Genomic DNA, 15,833 nt, shown 5'->3' on the forward strand with positions numbered 1-15,833 from the left:
CGTGATCCGCCAAAATCCGGCGCGTCATCGCGTCCAAGAAAAAGGCCCGCCAGATGCGGCTTCCGTTCTTCTACGGCTGGATCATCGTCGCCGTGACCTTTGTCACCATGGCCATCGGCGTGAACGCCCGCACCTCCTTCTCGCTGTTGTTTCCGCCGATCCTGAACGAGTTCGGCTGGGACCGCGGCGTGACCGCCGGCGCCTTCTCGTTCGGCTTCCTCGTCTCGGCGATCATGAGCCCGTTGATGGGCAAGCTGATGGATCGCGCCGGGCCGCGCGTGGTGATGGAACTAGGCATCGGCCTGATGGCGTCCGGCCTGCTGCTGGCGCCCCTGACGACGCAGCCCTGGCATCTGTATCTCACCATCGGCGTGCTGGTCGGCGCCGGCAGCATCTGCCTCGGCTATTCCGGCCAATCGCTGTATTTGCCGAACTGGTTCAACCGCAAGCGCGGCCTGGCGATCGGGCTGGCGTTCGCCGGCGTCGGCATAGGTTCGGTGACGCTGCTGCCGTGGGTGCAGTCGATGATCGAGCAGACCGGCTGGCGCAGCGCCTGCACGGCGCTCGGCCTCACCGTCCTGATCGTGCTCGTGCCGATCAACCTGTTGCTGCGCAAGCGCCCGCAGGACCTCGGCCTGCTGCCGGATGGCGACGCGGCGCCCACCGCGTCGTCGGCGAAGCCGCTCTCCAGCGTGGTCGATCCGGTCTGGGCCGGCACCGACTGGACGCTGCGGCGCGCGCTGCGCACCGCGCGGTTCTGGTGGCTGGCGCTCGGATTCTTCGGCGGGCTGTATGCTTGGTACGCGGTCCAGGTGCACCAGACCAAGTACCTGCTCGACATCGGCTTCACGCCGGGCGTCGCCGCCTGGGCGCTGGGCATGGTCAGCCTGTTCGGCGTGCCCGGCCAGATCTTTCTCGGCCATCTGTCGGACCGCATCGGCCGCGAATGGATATGGACCATCAGCGGCGTCGGCTTTGCGATCTGCTTTGCGGTTCTGATCGCCCTGCAATATCAGCCCAGCCTGCTGCTGGTCTATGTGATGGTGATCTCGCAGGGCCTGCTCGGCTACGGCGTGACGTCGATCATGGGCGCGGTCGTCGTGGAGATCTTCCAGGGTGAGCATTTCGGCAGCATCTATGGCACGCTGACGCTGGCAGCCCTCGCCGGCGGCGCCGCGGGGCCTTACGTCACCGGTGCGTTGCATGATCATTTCGGCACCTACACGCTGGCCTTTGCAATCGGGGCGGCGGTCAGTCTCCTGGCTGCCGCGGCGATCTGGATGGCGGCGCCCGGCAAGGTTCGCGCCGTCGCCGGACGGCTGCACCGGGCGCGCGACGCCAGGACGCTGGCGCACGACGCCTCCTGACGCTGTGACTTCGCCACACTTGGCTCTATAGTTGGCCCACTCCGGTGCATTCGCTCGGATTGCGCCCGGCTGGCCGGCGGGCGGCATCGCGCCGGAACATGTTCGAGGGAGATGCCGTGCAGACCACGCTGCTGGGCCTGGCGATGGCCGTCATCCTGGCGCTGATTGCCGCTCTGATCGGGCCGTATTTCATCGACTGGAATCAGTTTCGTCCGCAGTTCGAGGCGGAGGCGTCGCGCGTCGTCGGCGCGCCCGTCCGCGTCGGCGGCACGCTGGACGCGCGGCTGTTGCCGGCGCCGTCGTTGCGGCTGCGCGGCGTCACCGTCGGCGGGGCCAATGATCCCGGAAAGATCCGCGCCGAGCGGCTCGACGTCGAATTCAATTTGAGCTCGCTGATGCGCGGCGAATGGCGCGCCACCGAGCTCACCATCAATGGCGCGGCGGTCGATCTCGGCCTCGACGCGCAGGGCCGGCTCGAGCTGCCGAAATCGACCGGACCGTTCAACCTCGGCGCGCTGGCGATCGATCGCCTCAGCCTGACCGGACGCGTCGCGCTGCATGATGCCGCCAGCCGCAGCGCGCTCGAACTCAACGACATCGCCTTCAGCGGCGACGTGCGCTCGCTGGCGGCCGGCGCGCTGCGCGGCGAGGGCAATTTTTCGCTGTCGGGCGCGCGCTATCCGTTCCGGCTGTCGTCGGGCGACACCGCCGATGGCTTTGGCACCCGCGTGCATCTCAACGTCGATCCCGGCGAACGACGGTTCTCGATCGATCTCGACGGCATTTTGAACTTTGACGGCCGTGCGCCGCGTTTCGACGGCGCGCTGATTCTCGCGAGCCAGATCGGGCCCAAAATCAAGAATGCCGACGACAAGATCCCGTCGCCGTGGCGCGTCGCGGCCAAGGTCAAGGCCGATCCGGCGCTCGCGCGCTTCGACACGGTCGAGGCGAGCTTTGGTGCGGATGAGACGGCACTGAAGCTTGCGGGCATTGCCGAGTGGCGCCTTGGCGCCTCGCCCTTGCTGCATGCCGTGCTATCCACGAAACAGTTCGACGCCGATCGCTGGCTCGCCAGGGAATCCGGCAGCGACGAGAAAATCCTGCTTGTGCCGAGCTTGCGCAAATGGCTAGCTCTGGTTCCGCCGGCGCCGCTGGCCACGCAGATCGAGATCAGCGCCGAGCAGCTCATGCTTGGCGGTCGTCCCATCCAGAACATCGGCGCCGATCTGCGCGGCGACACGGCGTCGTGGTCCATCGACAGGCTGGACCTGCGCGCGCCCGGCAATACCCGCGTCGTGCTGAGCGGTGCGGTGGCGCAGCCCGGCGCCGTCGGTTTCAAGAGCACGGTGAACATCGATTCCAGCGATCCCGACACGCTGGCCGCCTGGCTGCAGGGCCGCAGCGAGGTCAACTACCGCAACCAGAAGCCGCTGCGGCTGCGCGGTCAGGTCACCGCGGTGGCGGATGGCTTTGCCATCGATGCGCTGAAGGCCGAGATCGACGGCGGCACGATCGAAGGCCGCGTGGCTTACTCCGGCAGAGCGGGCCAATCCCGGATCGATGCCGACCTCAAGGCCGACCGGCTCGACCTCGATGTGGCGGCGGCGCTGGTCCGTTCGCTGGGCGGCCCGCAGGCCGAATGGCCCGACGCGGGAAAACTGTCGCTCGATATCGGCAGTGCGATATCCGCCGGGCAGACGATGCGGCCCTTCGTGGCCAGGCTTGGCTATAGCGCGACGTCGATCGCGCTCGAGCGCTTGCGTATCGGCGAGGCCAGCGGCCTGATGCTTGACGGCAGCGGCGCATTCGATCGTCAGCAGGCGACCGGCCAACTGGCGCTGAAGGCGACCTCGGCGTCGCTCGGCCAACTCAGCGGCAAGATCGCGCCGCTGGCTCCCGCGGTTTCAGCGCGACTCGATGCGATGGCGGCGGCACCAGGCGCCGTCGGCGTCGGTCTGGCGCTCGATCTCGGCAAGGATCCGCAGCGCGCCAGCGCCAGCCGCGCGCGCGCCACCTTCACCATCGATGCCCCCGACATCAAGGGCAGCACGACGATCTCGGCTGCGCCGGACGCGGCGGCGCTGCGCCGCGGCGATCTCGAGGCGCTGTCGCGCAGCGAGGTCAGCGTCGATACCCAAATGTCGGGACAGGGCAGGTCGCTGCTGGGCTTGCTGGGCCTCGATCGCGCGATCGCTGCCGGCGACGCGCCGCTCGGCTTCGAAGGATCGGCCACGGGAATCTGGCGCGCAGCCTGGCGCATCAAGGCGAAACTGGCGGGTGCGGAGTTCGACGGCGACGTGGCCGGCGAGGCGGAGCCGTGGGGCGAGCAGCCCAAGGGTGCGGTGACGCTCAGTATCCGTCGCGGCAATCTGGCGCCGCTGTTCGGTGTGAAGCCGTCCGACGCAGCCCTGGCACAGAATGTCAGGCTGTCGTCGCGCGCTACACTGGCTGCCGACAAGCTCAGCCTGGAGGATATCGATAGCAGCGTGGCGGGCTCGCGGATCCGCGGTCGCGTGGCGCTGATGTTGGGCGAGAAGGCCATCGACGGCCAGCTCGGCATGGACACGATCGACCTCGCGCCCGCTTTCGCAATGGCGATCGGCACCCGCGGGCGCGACAGCACCGAGCCGCTCGGCCAGGGCCTGCTGCAGGGCTGGCGCGGCCAGCTCGCCTTCCAGTCGCTGCGCGGCGTCTTGCCCGGCGGCAGCGAGATCAGGCCGGTCAGCGGTGTGCTGAAGAGCGACGGCACCGCGACCGGGCTCGACGCGATCAAGGGCAAGATCGGTGGCGGCGATCTGGTCGCGGATTTCGACGCGCGGCCGACGCCGGCCGGCTACGCGGTCAGCTCGCATATCGAGCTGAGCAATGTCGATGGTGCGGCGTTGCGCTATCGGTCGCTGGCAATGCCCGCCGGCCGCATTTCGCTGCGCATGACGCTGGCGAGCCAAGGCCGCAGCGCCTCCGCGCTGGAGGGCGCGCTGTCCGGCAACGGATTGCTGACCATCGATGGTGCGCGAATTGCAGGCCTGGATCCCCGCGCGTTCGACGCCGCCATTCGCGGCAGCGACGCCGGCGAGGTCGCCAATGATGAAAGCCTGCGGCGCGTGGTCATCCCGGCCTTGTCGGCCGGTGCGTTGTCGGTCACCTCGGCGCAGATCCCGTTCATCATCAAGGATGGCCGGCTGCGCGTCAGCGCCACTACGCTCGAGGCCGACGGCGCCCGTGCCATCGTCTCCGGGGGCTTTGACATGGCGGCTGACCAGGCCGACCTGCGGGTCAGCCTGACCGCAACGGCGACGGGATCGTCGAGCATTCGTCCGGAGATTCAGGTCTTCGCCACCGGATCGCCCGACCGGCTCGATCGCACCGTCGATGTCGCTGCGCTGTCGTCGTGGCTGGCGGTGCGGGCGATCGACCGTGAAACGCGGCGGCTCGATCAATTGGAGCGCGGCGAAGCACCCGCCTTGCCGGCTGCGATTGCACCGCAGCAAAAGCTAATTCCACAAGCTGTTCCAGAACTTGCGACCCCGCAGCCGATTCCGGAAGCACTGCTGCCGGATCGCGATCTGCGCCGGCCCCCTAAGCCCTCGCCGCCGCGCGCGGCGGTTGCGCCTTCGGTGAGTCCGCAAGTCGCACCATTGCCGGCGCCGATCGAGATCCGCCCGGCACCGGGGGCTGCTCGCCCCGTGCCGAAGCCGCGACCTGCGCCCCCGCTGGTGATCACGCCGCCGGCATCGGGTTCAGCGCGGCCGGCATTGTAGCCAGTTAAAGCCGCCAGACGAATGCCTGCACCACAGGGGCAGGCAGAAGGTCGTCGTGTCAGAGCGACGCGCTGAGATCGTGCGTGCGCTGCTGCGGGACGGCGCGCGTGCGGAAGTAATCCAGCACGAACAGACGGATCGCAGACGACAGGTTGCCTTGCTGGCGGTTGGTGTCGATCTCCCCGACCAATTCCGAAAGCGTCATGTCACGGAGATTCGATATCTCCTTCATGCCGTTCCAGAACGCTTCTTCGAGGCTGACGCTGGTCTTGTGACCTGCGACGACGATAGATCGTTTAACTACCGGCGATTTCATGATGCGTCCTCGCCATTTATCTGATGCTGATCCAGCATGTTTTCTGCACGGATTGTGCGCTTCTCTTCTAAAACTCGTTCGGCTCTACTACGCCCAAATCGGGCACGATTGATCTCGGCCTGCCGTGCCGCATCATCACGTTCAGCACGTTTTTTAAATCTGTTCAGATTGATCAGGTCACCCATGATCACTCCCATCATTCAGAAAAGAAATGATGGAACGGAAATTTGATGGTGCTGTTTCCGCTCGAGGTACGATTCAAAAACAAACTTAGTTTCGAAAGTCATTATAAAAATTCTCCTTCATATCGGTCCTACCTGGCACATCGTAATCAGGTGCAAAGCTTGCCGATGTTATCTTCTGCTCTAACTCCAAAAAAAACTACCTCGACGAAGTCGGCCAAGTACGGCCTGCAACTTATAGCTACTTCTCCGTACGGTCACTCTCAATAAGCCGTTACCGGTATTCATCCGGGGTGTATCATTTTGATCGGTTGCACCAGTCGATCGAATTCGGCCGGTGTCACGAACCCCAGCCGCACGGCTTCTTCTTTCAACGTGGTTCCGCCCGCATGTGCGACCTTGGCGACCTTGGCGGCGTTGTCGTATCCAATCCTCGGGGCCAATGCTGTGACCAGCATCAATGAGCGCTCCATCAGATCCTGGATTCGTTTCTCGTCGGCGCGAATGCCCTCGACACAATGTTCGGTGAATGATCGCGCAACGTCTGCGATCAACTGGATGGACTGCATCATGCAATGCGCCATGACGGGCTTGTATACGTTGAGCTCGAAATGCCCCTGGCTGCCAGCCATGGCGATGGCCGTCTGGTTGCCGAACACCTGGCAGCACACCATCGTCATGGCTTCGCACTGGGTCGGGTTGACCTTGCCCGGCATGATCGAGGAGCCCGGCTCGTTCTCCGGCAAAATCAACTCGCCAAGGCCCGACCTCGGACCGGAGCCCAGCAAACGAATGTCGTTTGCAATCTTGAATAGGCCGGTCGCAACCGAGTTGATCGCACCGTGCACGTAGACGTAGGCATCGTTCGAGGCGAGCGCCTCGAACTTGTTGGGGGCGCTGGTGAATGGCAGCTTGGTCGCCGCCGCCGCGTGCCTGGCGAACATCTTGGCGAAGCGCGGTTTTGAATTAAGACCGGTGCCGACCGCCGTGCCGCCCTGCGCCAGAGGATACAGCTCTTTCACCGCGGTGCGCAGGCGCGCGATGCCGCTTTCGACCTGCGCGGCATAGCCGGAGAATTCCTGGCCGAGCGTCAGCGGGGTCGCATCCTGGGTGTGGGTGCGCCCGATCTTGACGATCTTGGCGAACGCCTTCTCTTTCTTTCGCAGAGCCCTGAGTAGTTCGCCAAGCGCAGGGATCAGGTCGGCGACGATGCGCTGGGTGGCGGCGATATGCATCGCGGTGGGGAACGAGTCGTTCGACGACTGGCTCATGTTGACGTGATCGTTGGGATGAACCGGCTTCTTGCTGCCAAGCGTGCCGCCGAGCATCTCGCTGGCCCGGTTTGCGATCACCTCGTTGAGATTCATGTTGGTCTGCGTGCCGGAGCCGGTCTGCCACACCACTAGCGGAAAATGTTCGTCGAACTTTCCGTCGATGACTTCGCGGGCGGCGGCGACAATGGCTTTCGCTAGTTTCGGGTCGAGCAGGCCGAGTTCGAGATTCGTCTGTGCCGCCGCAAGCTTGACGATGCCAAGCGCACGGATGATGCCCATCGGCATCCGATCATGGCCGATCTTGAAATTCTGCCGTGACCGCTCGGTCTGTGCGCCCCAGTAGCGATCAGCAGCCACCTCGATCGGACCGAAGCTGTCTGTTTCGGTGCGCGTGGCGGACCGACCGGGGGTCTTAGACGTTTTTGCCATAGATGGAACATCCAGGTGTTGCGCGCGTGGCCGCACGGAACCACCCATACGAACGAAACCGCTTGTCAGCGGTTCCATCTCAAGAATCACGCGATCGGCTATTTTTTCCGGAAGCGATCCAGACGGACGACTTCGGCGCCCTCGCTGGGCTTGGCCGGTTCGTCTTCCGACGCAGTCGCGGGCACGGCGGCCGGCGCGGCAAGGGCCGACGCCGCGCTGGCGGCCGGCGTTTCGGCGTCGTTATTCGCGTCGGTTGCGGCCTCCGCCGGCTCGAACGACAGGCCGAATTGCACCGACGGGTCGAAGAAGCTCTTGATCGAGTTGAATGGCACCACCAGGCGCTCGGGAATGCCGTTGAAGGACAGGCCGACCTCGAAACGATCCTCGGTGACCACCAGGTCCCAGAATTGATGCTGCAGGATCACGGTCATCTCTTCCGGATACTGCGCCAGCAGCCGCGGCGACAGTTTCACGCCGTCGGCGGTGGAAACGAAGGTGATGAAGAAATGATGTTCGCCGGGCAGGCCGTGCTCGGCGGCGTCGATCAGGACGCGGCGCAGCACGCCGCGTAACGCGTCGCGCGCCAGCACATCGTATCGGATATGGTCGGTTGCCATCAGTCTGTCCCGTCGCGTTCGTAAGGCCAAGCGCGGGGTGGCGGCGATGCCGGGCCCGACTCGCGCCGTTTATTCGATACTACCCCGTCACGAGTCCGAGGTCAGCAGGCCAGTCGGCCCGCTGTCGCAATATAGGCGGGAAACGACGCCGGATAAAGCGGGTTTGGCCGTGGCGGCGTCTGGCACCGGCGTCCGGGCACGGGCTGGCCGCAGCTACCGTTCCCAACAGCCGGGAATTGCCTGCCCGCATTCCACGCTGCCGTGCTCGTTTAAGAGGCTGCGGCTCGGCAGATTGGCGGCTTCCGCCGCGTTGTTGGTGTGCAGCGCAACCCTTCCATTGGTTTAGCTGGCATTCTGTTTCGAAAATAGGTAGGCAGGCTCCGTCGGGAGCGGGCAACTGCTATCCAAAAGACATGGGCAACAAGCTCGCTGTAAGAGGAACGTACCAATGAGCGATGTACCGAGCCACAGGCCGGACCAGTCCGTCCTGCCAAACTGGATCAGGGGACCGCAGGATTTTTTTGGCGGCCTTGCCTTGATGGCGATCGCGGCCTTTGCCCTCTGGGCTTCAAGTGACCTGCAGGGCATGCATGGCTTCTCGTTCGGCGCCGGCACCGCGCCCCGGATGTTCGGCTACTTGTTGCTGGCTTTGGGCGCCGGCATTGTGCTGGTCGGAATCTTCACCGAAGGTCCTTCGTTGGCGGTCTATGCTTGGCGCGGACCGCTGTTCGTTTCGCTGGCGATTGTGACCTTCGCTTTCAGCATCCGGCCGATGGGCATGATCTTCTCCGCCATGGCCGCCTTCATGATTGCCGCGCTCGGCACCCATGAAACGCAGTGGAAGGAAACCTTCATCGTCGGCGTCTGCCTCACCGCGTTCTGCGCACTCCTGTTTCCCTACGCGCTGGGTCTGCCGTTGCAGATGCTGCCGTCCTTTATGATTCGCTGAGGTCGTCATGGGTGATCTGTTTTCCAATCTAGGCCTCGGCTTCGGCGTCGTCTTCCAGTTCGTGCAATGGGCGCCGCCCTTCCTCGGCGGCATGTCGATTCCGATTCCCATGAACATCCTGCTCTGCTTGATCGGCGCGCTGGTCGGCACGCTGGTTGGCGTATTGCCGGGCATCGGCACCATCGCCACGGTGGCAATGCTGCTGCCGATCACCTTCGGCCTGCCGCCGGTCGGTGCGCTGATCATGCTCGCCGGCATCTATTACGGCGCGCAGTATGGCGGTTCCACCACCTCGATCCTGGTCAACATCCCGGGTGAAGCGGGCTCCGTGGTGACCGCGCTCGACGGCTTCCAGATGGCCAAGCAGGGCCGCGCCGGCCCGGCGCTGGCGATTGCCGCGATCGGCTCGTTCTTCGCCGGTTGCGTCGCCACCGTTCTGATCGCCGTGCTTGGCGCGCCGCTGACCAAGCTCGCGCTGGCCTTTGGTCCTGCCGAATACTTCTCGCTGATGGTGCTCGGCCTGATCTTCGCCGTCGTGCTCGCCAAGGGCTCGGTGCTGAAGGCGATCGCGATGATCGTGTTCGGCCTGTTGCTGTCGATGGTCGGTTCCGACATCGAGACCGGCGCGTCGCGCATGTCGTTCAACATCCCCGAACTCGCAGATGGCCTCGGCTTCGCCACCGTGGCGATGGGCTTGTTCGGCTTTGCGGAAATCATCCGCAACCTGGATGCCGGCGGGGAGAGCGACCGCGAACTGGTGCAGCAGAAGGTCACCGGCCTGATGCCCACCAAGAAGGATATGAAGGACTCTTATCCGGCAATTCTGCGCGGCACGGTGCTCGGTTCGATCCTCGGCATCCTGCCGGGCGGCGGCGCGGTGATCGCGTCGTTTGCTGCCTATACGCTGGAAAAGAAGCTGGCGAAGGACCCGTCGCGGTTCGGTCGCGGCGCGATCGAAGGCGTGGCGGCCCCGGAAAGCGCCAACAACGCTGCGGCGCAGACCTCGTTCATCCCGCTGTTGACGCTCGGCATCCCGCCCAACGCCGTGATGGCGCTGATGGTCGGCGCGATGACCATCCACGGCATCGTGCCGGGTCCGCAGGTGATGCAGAAGCAGCCGGAACTGGTCTGGGGCATGATCGCCTCGATGTGGGTCGGCAATCTGATGCTGCTGATCATCAACCTGCCGCTGGTGGGCATCTGGGTCCGCCTGCTGCGGGTGCCGTACCGGCTGATGTTCCCTTCGATCGTGGTGTTCTGCTGCATCGGCATCTATTCGGTGAACAACGCGCCGATGGACGTCGTGCTGGCAGGCGTGTTCGGCCTCGTCGGCTACTGGCTCATCAAGCATGATTTCGAGCCGGCGCCGTTGCTGCTCGGCATGGTGCTGGGGCCGCTGATGGAAGAAAACCTGCGTCGTGCGCTGCTGATCTCCCGCGGCGATGCGACGGTGTTCTTCACCCGTCCGCTGTCGGCCACCCTGATGGCGATCTCGGCCTTCCTGCTGATCCTGGCCTTGCTTCCCGCACTACGAAAGAAGCGCGATGAGGTGTTCGTCGAGTCCGAGAACTAACCTGCGGCGTTGCGCCGCGGCCCGAAGTCGAATGGACTTCGGGCCGCGCGAGGTATTCAGTTGCTTCGAATGCGTCGCCCTGGCGATGCTAAGAAACTCTGGGAGAAACCAATGAATATGTTCCGTCGCACGCTGGCGACCGCCGGTCTCGCACTTGCCGGCCTCGGCTCGCTCGTCGCTGCTGCTCACGCGCAGGACTACCCGAACCGTACGATCACGATGATCGTGCCGTTCGCCGCCGGTGGCCCGACCGACATCATTGCCCGTATCGTCACCGCCGACATGGCCAAGACGCTCGGCCAGACCATCGTCATTGAAAACGTCGTCGGCGCCGGCGGCACCACGGCCACCACGCGCGCCGCGCGCGCCGCGCCGGATGGCTATACGCTGATCACCGGCCACATGGGCACCCATGCCGCCGCGGTGCCGCTGTATCCGAAGCTGGCCTATCACCCCGAGAAGGATTTCGAGCCGGTCGCATTGCTTGCCGGCACGCCGATCCTGATCCTGGCCAAGAAGGACTTCCCGGCCAAGGACCTCAAGGAATTCGTCGCCTACGTGAAGGCCAATACCGACAAGATGAACATGGCGCATGCCGGTGTCGGCTCGGTGTCGTATTCGTCCTGCGAATTGCTGAGCTCGGTGCTCGAGATCAAGCCGACCGGCGTGCCGTTCAACGGCACCGGACCGGCGATGAACGCGCTGGTCGGCGGCCAGGTCGATTACATGTGCGACCAGATCGTCAACGCCGTGCCGCAGATCAATGGTGGCACCATCAAGGCCTATGCGATCGCCACACCCGATCGCAATGCATCGCTGCCGAACCTGCCGACCACCACCGAAGCCGGCCTGCCGAAGTACCAGGTCTCGGCCTGGAACGCGATCTTCGCGCCGAAGGGCACGCCGCCCGAGATCGTTGCCAAGCTCAATGCCGCGGCCGCCAAGGCGCTGGATGACGAGAACGTCCGCAAGCGCCTGCTCGATCTCGGGTCCGACATTCCCAAGAAGGAAGGCCGTACCCAGGCGGCGCTAGCCGAACTGGTCAAGGCCGAAGTGGCCCGCTGGTCGGCCGTGCTCAAGCCGGCGATGTAACCCGCTCGAATATCGAGCGTTTTCAGGGGGCCGGACACACGTCCGGCCCTTTTTTCATGGGTTCGCAGGCGCGCTGTTTTTTCGGGTATAAGCGGGAATCGACATGTCGTCGGGCCGGTCCGGGGGCTAGGTTCGATAGCCCGCAGCCTGCAGAAGCGACCATGAACCAGTATCACGACCTGCTCGAACGCATCCTCAGTGACGGCGCCGAGAAACACGACCGCACCGGCACCGGCACGCTGTCGGTGTTCGGCCACCAGACCCGCTTCAACCTGGCGGCCGGCTTCCCGATGCTGACCACCAAGCGGCTGCCGCTGAAGGCAATCATCCACGAGCTGTTGTGGTTTCTCGCCGGCGACACCAACATCAAATATCTCAAGGACAATGGCGTCTCGATCTGGGACGAATGGGCGGACGCCAATGGCGATCTTGGCCCGGTCTATGGCTCGCAGTGGCGCTCCTGGCCGGCCGCCGACGGCCGCGCGATCGACCAGATCGCCAATGTGGTCGAGATGATCAAGCGCAATCCGGACTCCCGCCGGCTGATCGTGACGGCGTGGAATCCCGCCGACGTCGACAAGATGGCGCTGCCGCCGTGTCACTGCCTGTTCCAGTTCTATGTCGCGAACGGCAAACTGTCGTGCCAGCTGTACCAGCGCTCGGCGGATGTGTTTCTCGGCGTGCCGTTCAACATCGCGTCCTATGCGCTGCTGACGATGATGGTGGCGCAGGTGACGGGTCTCAAGCCCGGCGACTTCATCCACACGCTCGGTGACGCGCATCTGTATTCCAACCATCTGGAGCAGGCGCGACTGCAACTGACCCGGCAGACGCGACCGCTGCCGGTGATGACGATCAATCCGGAGGTGAAGGACATCTTCGCCTTCCGCTATGAGGATTTCACGCTGCAGGGCTACGATCCGCATCCGCATATCAAGGCCGAGGTGGCGGTGTGAGCCTGAACATCCGTGCGGCCACGAACCATGACAGCGCGCTTGTTTTCAGCTTCATGTGCGAACTGGCGGAGTATCAAAAACTGTCGCACCTGGTCGATGCCACCGAGGCTACCGTCGTCGCGGCGCTGTTCGGCCCGCAGCCGCAGGTCTATTGCGACATCGCCGAATGGGATGGCGAACCGATCGGGTTCACGCTCTGGTTCCTGAATTTCTCTTCGTTTCGGGGACGGCACGGCATCCACCTCGAGGATCTGTTCGTGCGACCGGCGCATCGTGGCCATGGCATCGGCAAAGCGATGATGGTCAAGCTCGCGCAGCGCTGCATCGACAACGGCTGGACGCAGTTCGAATGGTCGGTGCTGAACTGGAATGCGCCGTCGATCGCATTCTACATGTCGATGGGGGCCAAAATGATGGATGAGTGGACGGCGTGCAAACTGAGCGGTGACGCGCTCCGGGAGCTGGCTCTGCGGGGGCAGGCGTCATGAACGTCACCCTCATCGTCGCCGTCGCCGACAACGGCGTGATCGGGCAGGGCAATGCGATCCCGTGGCGGTTGAAGTCCGACATGCAGCGCCTGAAGGCGATGACCATGGGCAAGCCGATCGTGATGGGCCGCAAGACCTTTGAATCATTGCCGCGCCGGCCGCTGCCGGGGCGGACCAATATCGTCGTTACCCGCAATCCAGACTACCAGGCGCCGGGCGCGGTGGTCACCACGTCGTTCACCGCGGCGCGCGAGCTCGCCACCGGCGACGCGCTGCGGCGTTCGGCCACGGAGATCGCCGTGATCGGCGGCGCCGAGATCTATGCGCAATGGATGGACGCCGCCGACCGGCTCGAAATCACCGAGGTGCACGCCAAACCCGCGGGAGATGCCTATTTCGCGCCGATCGATGTCTCGATCTGGGAGGAGGCCGCCCGTGTCCGCCATCCTGCCGCAGGCGAGGACAGCGTCGATTTCTCCTATGTGACATATCGTCGGCGTGACCCGCGTTAACCGCGATAACCCCTATTAACATTGACTTTGAGGACTTCGCGCTTAGTTCCTGTGGGCCAGCAGCCGCGTTGTAACGACCCGGCCTGTCCCCTATAAAGCCATCCAGATGTGGCGAGGCCGGTTTCCGGTTCGCGCAGAGGAGATTGTTGATGCCGTGGAAGAATCAAGGCGGAGGCCCGTGGAGCTCTGGTCCCAAGGGGCCATGGGGATCCGGTCCGCAATCGGCGGGTCCGAGACCGCCTGACCTCGAGGACCTGCTGCGCCGCGGCCAGGACCGGCTGCAGTCGATGCTGCCCGGCGGCTTCGTCAGCGGTATGGGCATCGCCCTGGTGCTCGCTGCCGCTTTGGCGATCTGGGGCCTGTCCGGCTTCTTCCGCGTGCAGTCCGAAGAACTCGGCGTGGTGCTGCGCTTCGGCAAGCATGTCCGCACCGTGCAACCCGGCCTGAACTACCATCTGCCCTATCCGATCGAGACCGTGCTGTTGCCCAAGGCGCTGCGCGTCTCGACCCTGAGCATCGGCATGTCGCTGATCGACGATCCTACGCGTCGCGGCCGCACCATGCGCGACGTGCCGGAAGAGAGCCTGATGCTGACCGGCGACGAAAACATCGTCGATGTCGATTTTACCGTGTTGTGGCGCATCAAGCCGGACGGCGTCGGCAACTTCTTGTTCAACATCCAGAACCCGGAAGGCACCGTGAAGGCCGTGGCCGAAAGCGCGATGCGCGAAGTGGTCGGCCGCGCCAACATCCAGCCGATCCTGACCGGCGCCCGCACCACCACCGAAGCCGGCGTGCAGGAACTGATGCAGAAGACGCTGGACGGCTACGGCGCCGGCATCCTGGTGCAGCAGGTGCAGATGCAGAAGGTCGATCCGCCGTCGCAGGTCATCGATGCGTTTCGTGACGTCCAGGCGGCGCGCGCCGATCTCGAGCGTCTGCAGAACGAAGCCCAGACCTATGCCAACCGCGTCGTTCCCGATTCGCGTGGCCGGGCGGCGCAGATCCTGCAGGTTGCCGAAGGTTACAAGGAACAGGCGATTGCCGAGGCCAAAGGCCAGAGCGCGCGCTTCCTGAGCGTCTACGACGAATACAAGAAGGCGCCGGACGTCACCCGCCAGCGCATCTATCTGGAAACCATGGAGCGGATTCTCGGCGGCGCCGAGAAGCTGGTCTATGACGGCGGCGCCAATGCGCAGGGCGTCGTGCCCTTTCTTCCCCTGAACGAACTGTCGCCGCGGCGACAGGCCCCGGCGACATCTGGCCAGCCGCAACAGCAGAGCGGGAGCACCCGATGAAGACCGGAATTTCAGGTATCGTCGCACTGATCGTGCTATTCGCCGTGATTGTCATCGGCTACAGCTCGATCTTCACGGTGCGCCAGACCGAACAGGTGCTGGTGGTCCGGCTCGGTGAGCCGGTCCGCGTGGTCACCGAACCCGGTCTGAACTTCAAGGTGCCGTTCATCGACACCGTGATCTCGATCGACAAGCGCATCCTCGATCTGGAAAATCCGGCGCAGGAAGTGATCGCGTCGGACCAGAAGCGTCTCGTGGTGGATGCGTTCGCGCGCTACCGCATCAAGAACGCGCTGCGCTTCTACCAGAGCATCGGTTCGATCCAGGCTGCCAATATCCAGCTCACCACGCTGCTCAACGCGTCGCTGCGTCGTGTGCTCGGCGAGGTGACGTTCATTCAGGTGGTGCGTGACGAACGCGAAGGCTTGATGAACCGGATCCGCGACCAGCTCGACAAGGAGGCCGACGGCTACGGCATCTCGGTGGTCGATGTCCGCATTCGCCGCGCCGACCTGCCGGAGTCGAACAGTCAGGCGGTCTATCAGCGGATGCAGACCGAGCGTCAGCGCGAGGCGGCCGAGTTCCGCGCGCAGGGCGGCCAGAAGGCGCAGGAAATCCGTTCCAAGGCCGATCGCGAAGCCACCGTGATCATCGCCGATGCCAACTCCACGGCTGAGCAGGTTCGCGGTACCGGTGACGGCGAGCGCAACCGGCTGTTCGCGGAGGCCTACGGCAAGGATGCGGAGTTCTTCGCCTTCTACCGCTCCATGACGGCCTACGAGAACGGGTTGAAGAGCAACGACACCCGCTTCCTGCTGCGGCCGGATTCGGAGTTCTTCCGCTTCTTCGCCAATCCGGCCGGCAAGCCGGCGGCGGCGCGGCCGTAAGAGACTAGGCTATCAAGCGGCAGCGGCAACTTTGCGTTCGCTGCCGCTCTGATCTATGGATGGGGCGCGCCTTCTTCGAAGGCGCGCCCCATTTTCATAAAAGCGCTCAGGGTGCGAACGTTTCGGGAGTTG

14 protein-coding genes are annotated in these 15,833 nt (G+C 64.4%); 10 read left to right on the top strand and 4 right to left on the bottom strand.

The features are described 5' to 3' along the window. The first annotated feature begins 53 nt into the window (after positions 1 to 53). Together FIU28_RS09520 and FIU28_RS09525 are read left to right on the top strand one after the other, a co-directional pair. Entirely contained in the window at positions 54 to 1,367 is a 1,314-nt protein-coding gene (locus tag FIU28_RS09520; protein WP_143572703.1) for an MFS transporter, read from the top strand. A 116-nt stretch (positions 1,368 to 1,483) separates the two neighbouring features. Beyond that, the gene (locus FIU28_RS09525; protein WP_143572704.1) at positions 1,484 to 5,128 is read left to right on the top strand and encodes an AsmA family protein; all 3,645 of its coding nucleotides are present in this window, start codon (positions 1,484 to 1,486) and stop codon (positions 5,126 to 5,128) included. Positions 5,129 to 5,186: 58 nt separating this feature from the next. Here FIU28_RS09525 and FIU28_RS09530 read toward each other — a convergent pair whose 3' ends face one another. From FIU28_RS09530 to FIU28_RS09545, 4 genes are all read right to left on the bottom strand, one after another. Beyond that, on the bottom strand, positions 5,187 to 5,444 hold the full coding sequence (locus tag FIU28_RS09530; RefSeq protein ID WP_143572705.1) for a ribbon-helix-helix domain-containing protein: 258 nt from the start codon (positions 5,442 to 5,444) through the stop codon (positions 5,187 to 5,189). Continuing rightward, positions 5,441 to 5,629 (bottom strand): DUF4169 family protein, encoded by a 189-nt coding sequence (locus tag FIU28_RS09535; RefSeq protein WP_143572706.1) that lies wholly within the window; start codon positions 5,627 to 5,629, stop codon positions 5,441 to 5,443. Before FIU28_RS09535 ends, FIU28_RS09530 begins: the two co-directional genes overlap by 4 nt. Positions 5,630 to 5,910: 281 nt before the next feature. Next, positions 5,911 to 7,329: a class II fumarate hydratase gene (gene fumC / locus FIU28_RS09540; protein WP_168209941.1), complete on the bottom strand. Its 1,419-nt coding sequence runs from the start codon at positions 7,327 to 7,329 to the stop codon at positions 5,911 to 5,913. 98 nt (positions 7,330 to 7,427) lie between these two features. Continuing rightward, on the bottom strand, positions 7,428 to 7,946 hold the full coding sequence (locus FIU28_RS09545; RefSeq protein WP_143572707.1) for an SspB family protein: 519 nt from the start codon (positions 7,944 to 7,946) through the stop codon (positions 7,428 to 7,430). Between the two features lie 448 nt (positions 7,947 to 8,394). On the opposite strand from FIU28_RS09545, the gene FIU28_RS09550 reads away from it, so the two are divergent. The 8 genes from FIU28_RS09550 to hflC all read left to right on the top strand — a co-directional run bounded on the left by FIU28_RS09550 (position 8,395) and on the right by hflC (position 15,701). Continuing rightward, positions 8,395 to 8,895, top strand: coding sequence for a tripartite tricarboxylate transporter TctB family protein (locus FIU28_RS09550; protein ID WP_143572708.1), 501 nt, complete (start codon positions 8,395 to 8,397; stop codon positions 8,893 to 8,895). Between the two features lie 7 nt (positions 8,896 to 8,902). After that, a complete protein-coding gene (locus FIU28_RS09555; RefSeq protein ID WP_143572709.1) occupies positions 8,903 to 10,468 on the top strand; it encodes a tripartite tricarboxylate transporter permease in 1,566 nt (521 codons plus the stop codon). Positions 10,469 to 10,579: 111 nt separating this feature from the next. Beyond that, the gene (locus FIU28_RS09560) at positions 10,580 to 11,560 is read left to right on the top strand and encodes a tripartite tricarboxylate transporter substrate-binding protein (RefSeq protein WP_143572710.1); all 981 of its coding nucleotides are present in this window, start codon (positions 10,580 to 10,582) and stop codon (positions 11,558 to 11,560) included. A 161-nt stretch (positions 11,561 to 11,721) separates the two neighbouring features. After that, positions 11,722 to 12,516 (top strand): thymidylate synthase, encoded by a 795-nt coding sequence (locus tag FIU28_RS09565; protein WP_143572711.1) that lies wholly within the window; start codon positions 11,722 to 11,724, stop codon positions 12,514 to 12,516. Beyond that, positions 12,513 to 13,004 carry a GNAT family N-acetyltransferase gene (locus FIU28_RS09570; RefSeq protein ID WP_143572712.1) on the top strand — a complete coding sequence of 164 codons (492 nt, stop codon included), beginning with the start codon at positions 12,513 to 12,515 and terminating at the stop codon, positions 13,002 to 13,004. Before FIU28_RS09565 ends, FIU28_RS09570 begins: the two co-directional genes overlap by 4 nt. After that, positions 13,001 to 13,516 carry a dihydrofolate reductase gene (locus FIU28_RS09575; RefSeq protein WP_143572713.1) on the top strand — a complete coding sequence of 172 codons (516 nt, stop codon included), beginning with the start codon at positions 13,001 to 13,003 and terminating at the stop codon, positions 13,514 to 13,516. The genes FIU28_RS09570 and FIU28_RS09575 overlap by 4 nt, the downstream gene beginning before the upstream one ends. 149 nt (positions 13,517 to 13,665) lie before the next feature. Next, positions 13,666 to 14,814, top strand: coding sequence for an FtsH protease activity modulator HflK (gene hflK, locus FIU28_RS09580; protein ID WP_143572714.1), 1,149 nt, complete (start codon positions 13,666 to 13,668; stop codon positions 14,812 to 14,814). Further along, positions 14,811 to 15,701 (top strand): protease modulator HflC, encoded by an 891-nt coding sequence (gene hflC, locus FIU28_RS09585; RefSeq protein ID WP_143572715.1) that lies wholly within the window; start codon positions 14,811 to 14,813, stop codon positions 15,699 to 15,701. The genes hflK and hflC overlap by 4 nt, the downstream gene beginning before the upstream one ends. Positions 15,702 to 15,833: the final 132 nt, after the last annotated feature.

Source organism: Tardiphaga sp. vice154 (genome assembly GCF_007018645.1).
Taxonomy (GTDB): domain Bacteria; phylum Pseudomonadota; class Alphaproteobacteria; order Rhizobiales; family Xanthobacteraceae; genus Tardiphaga.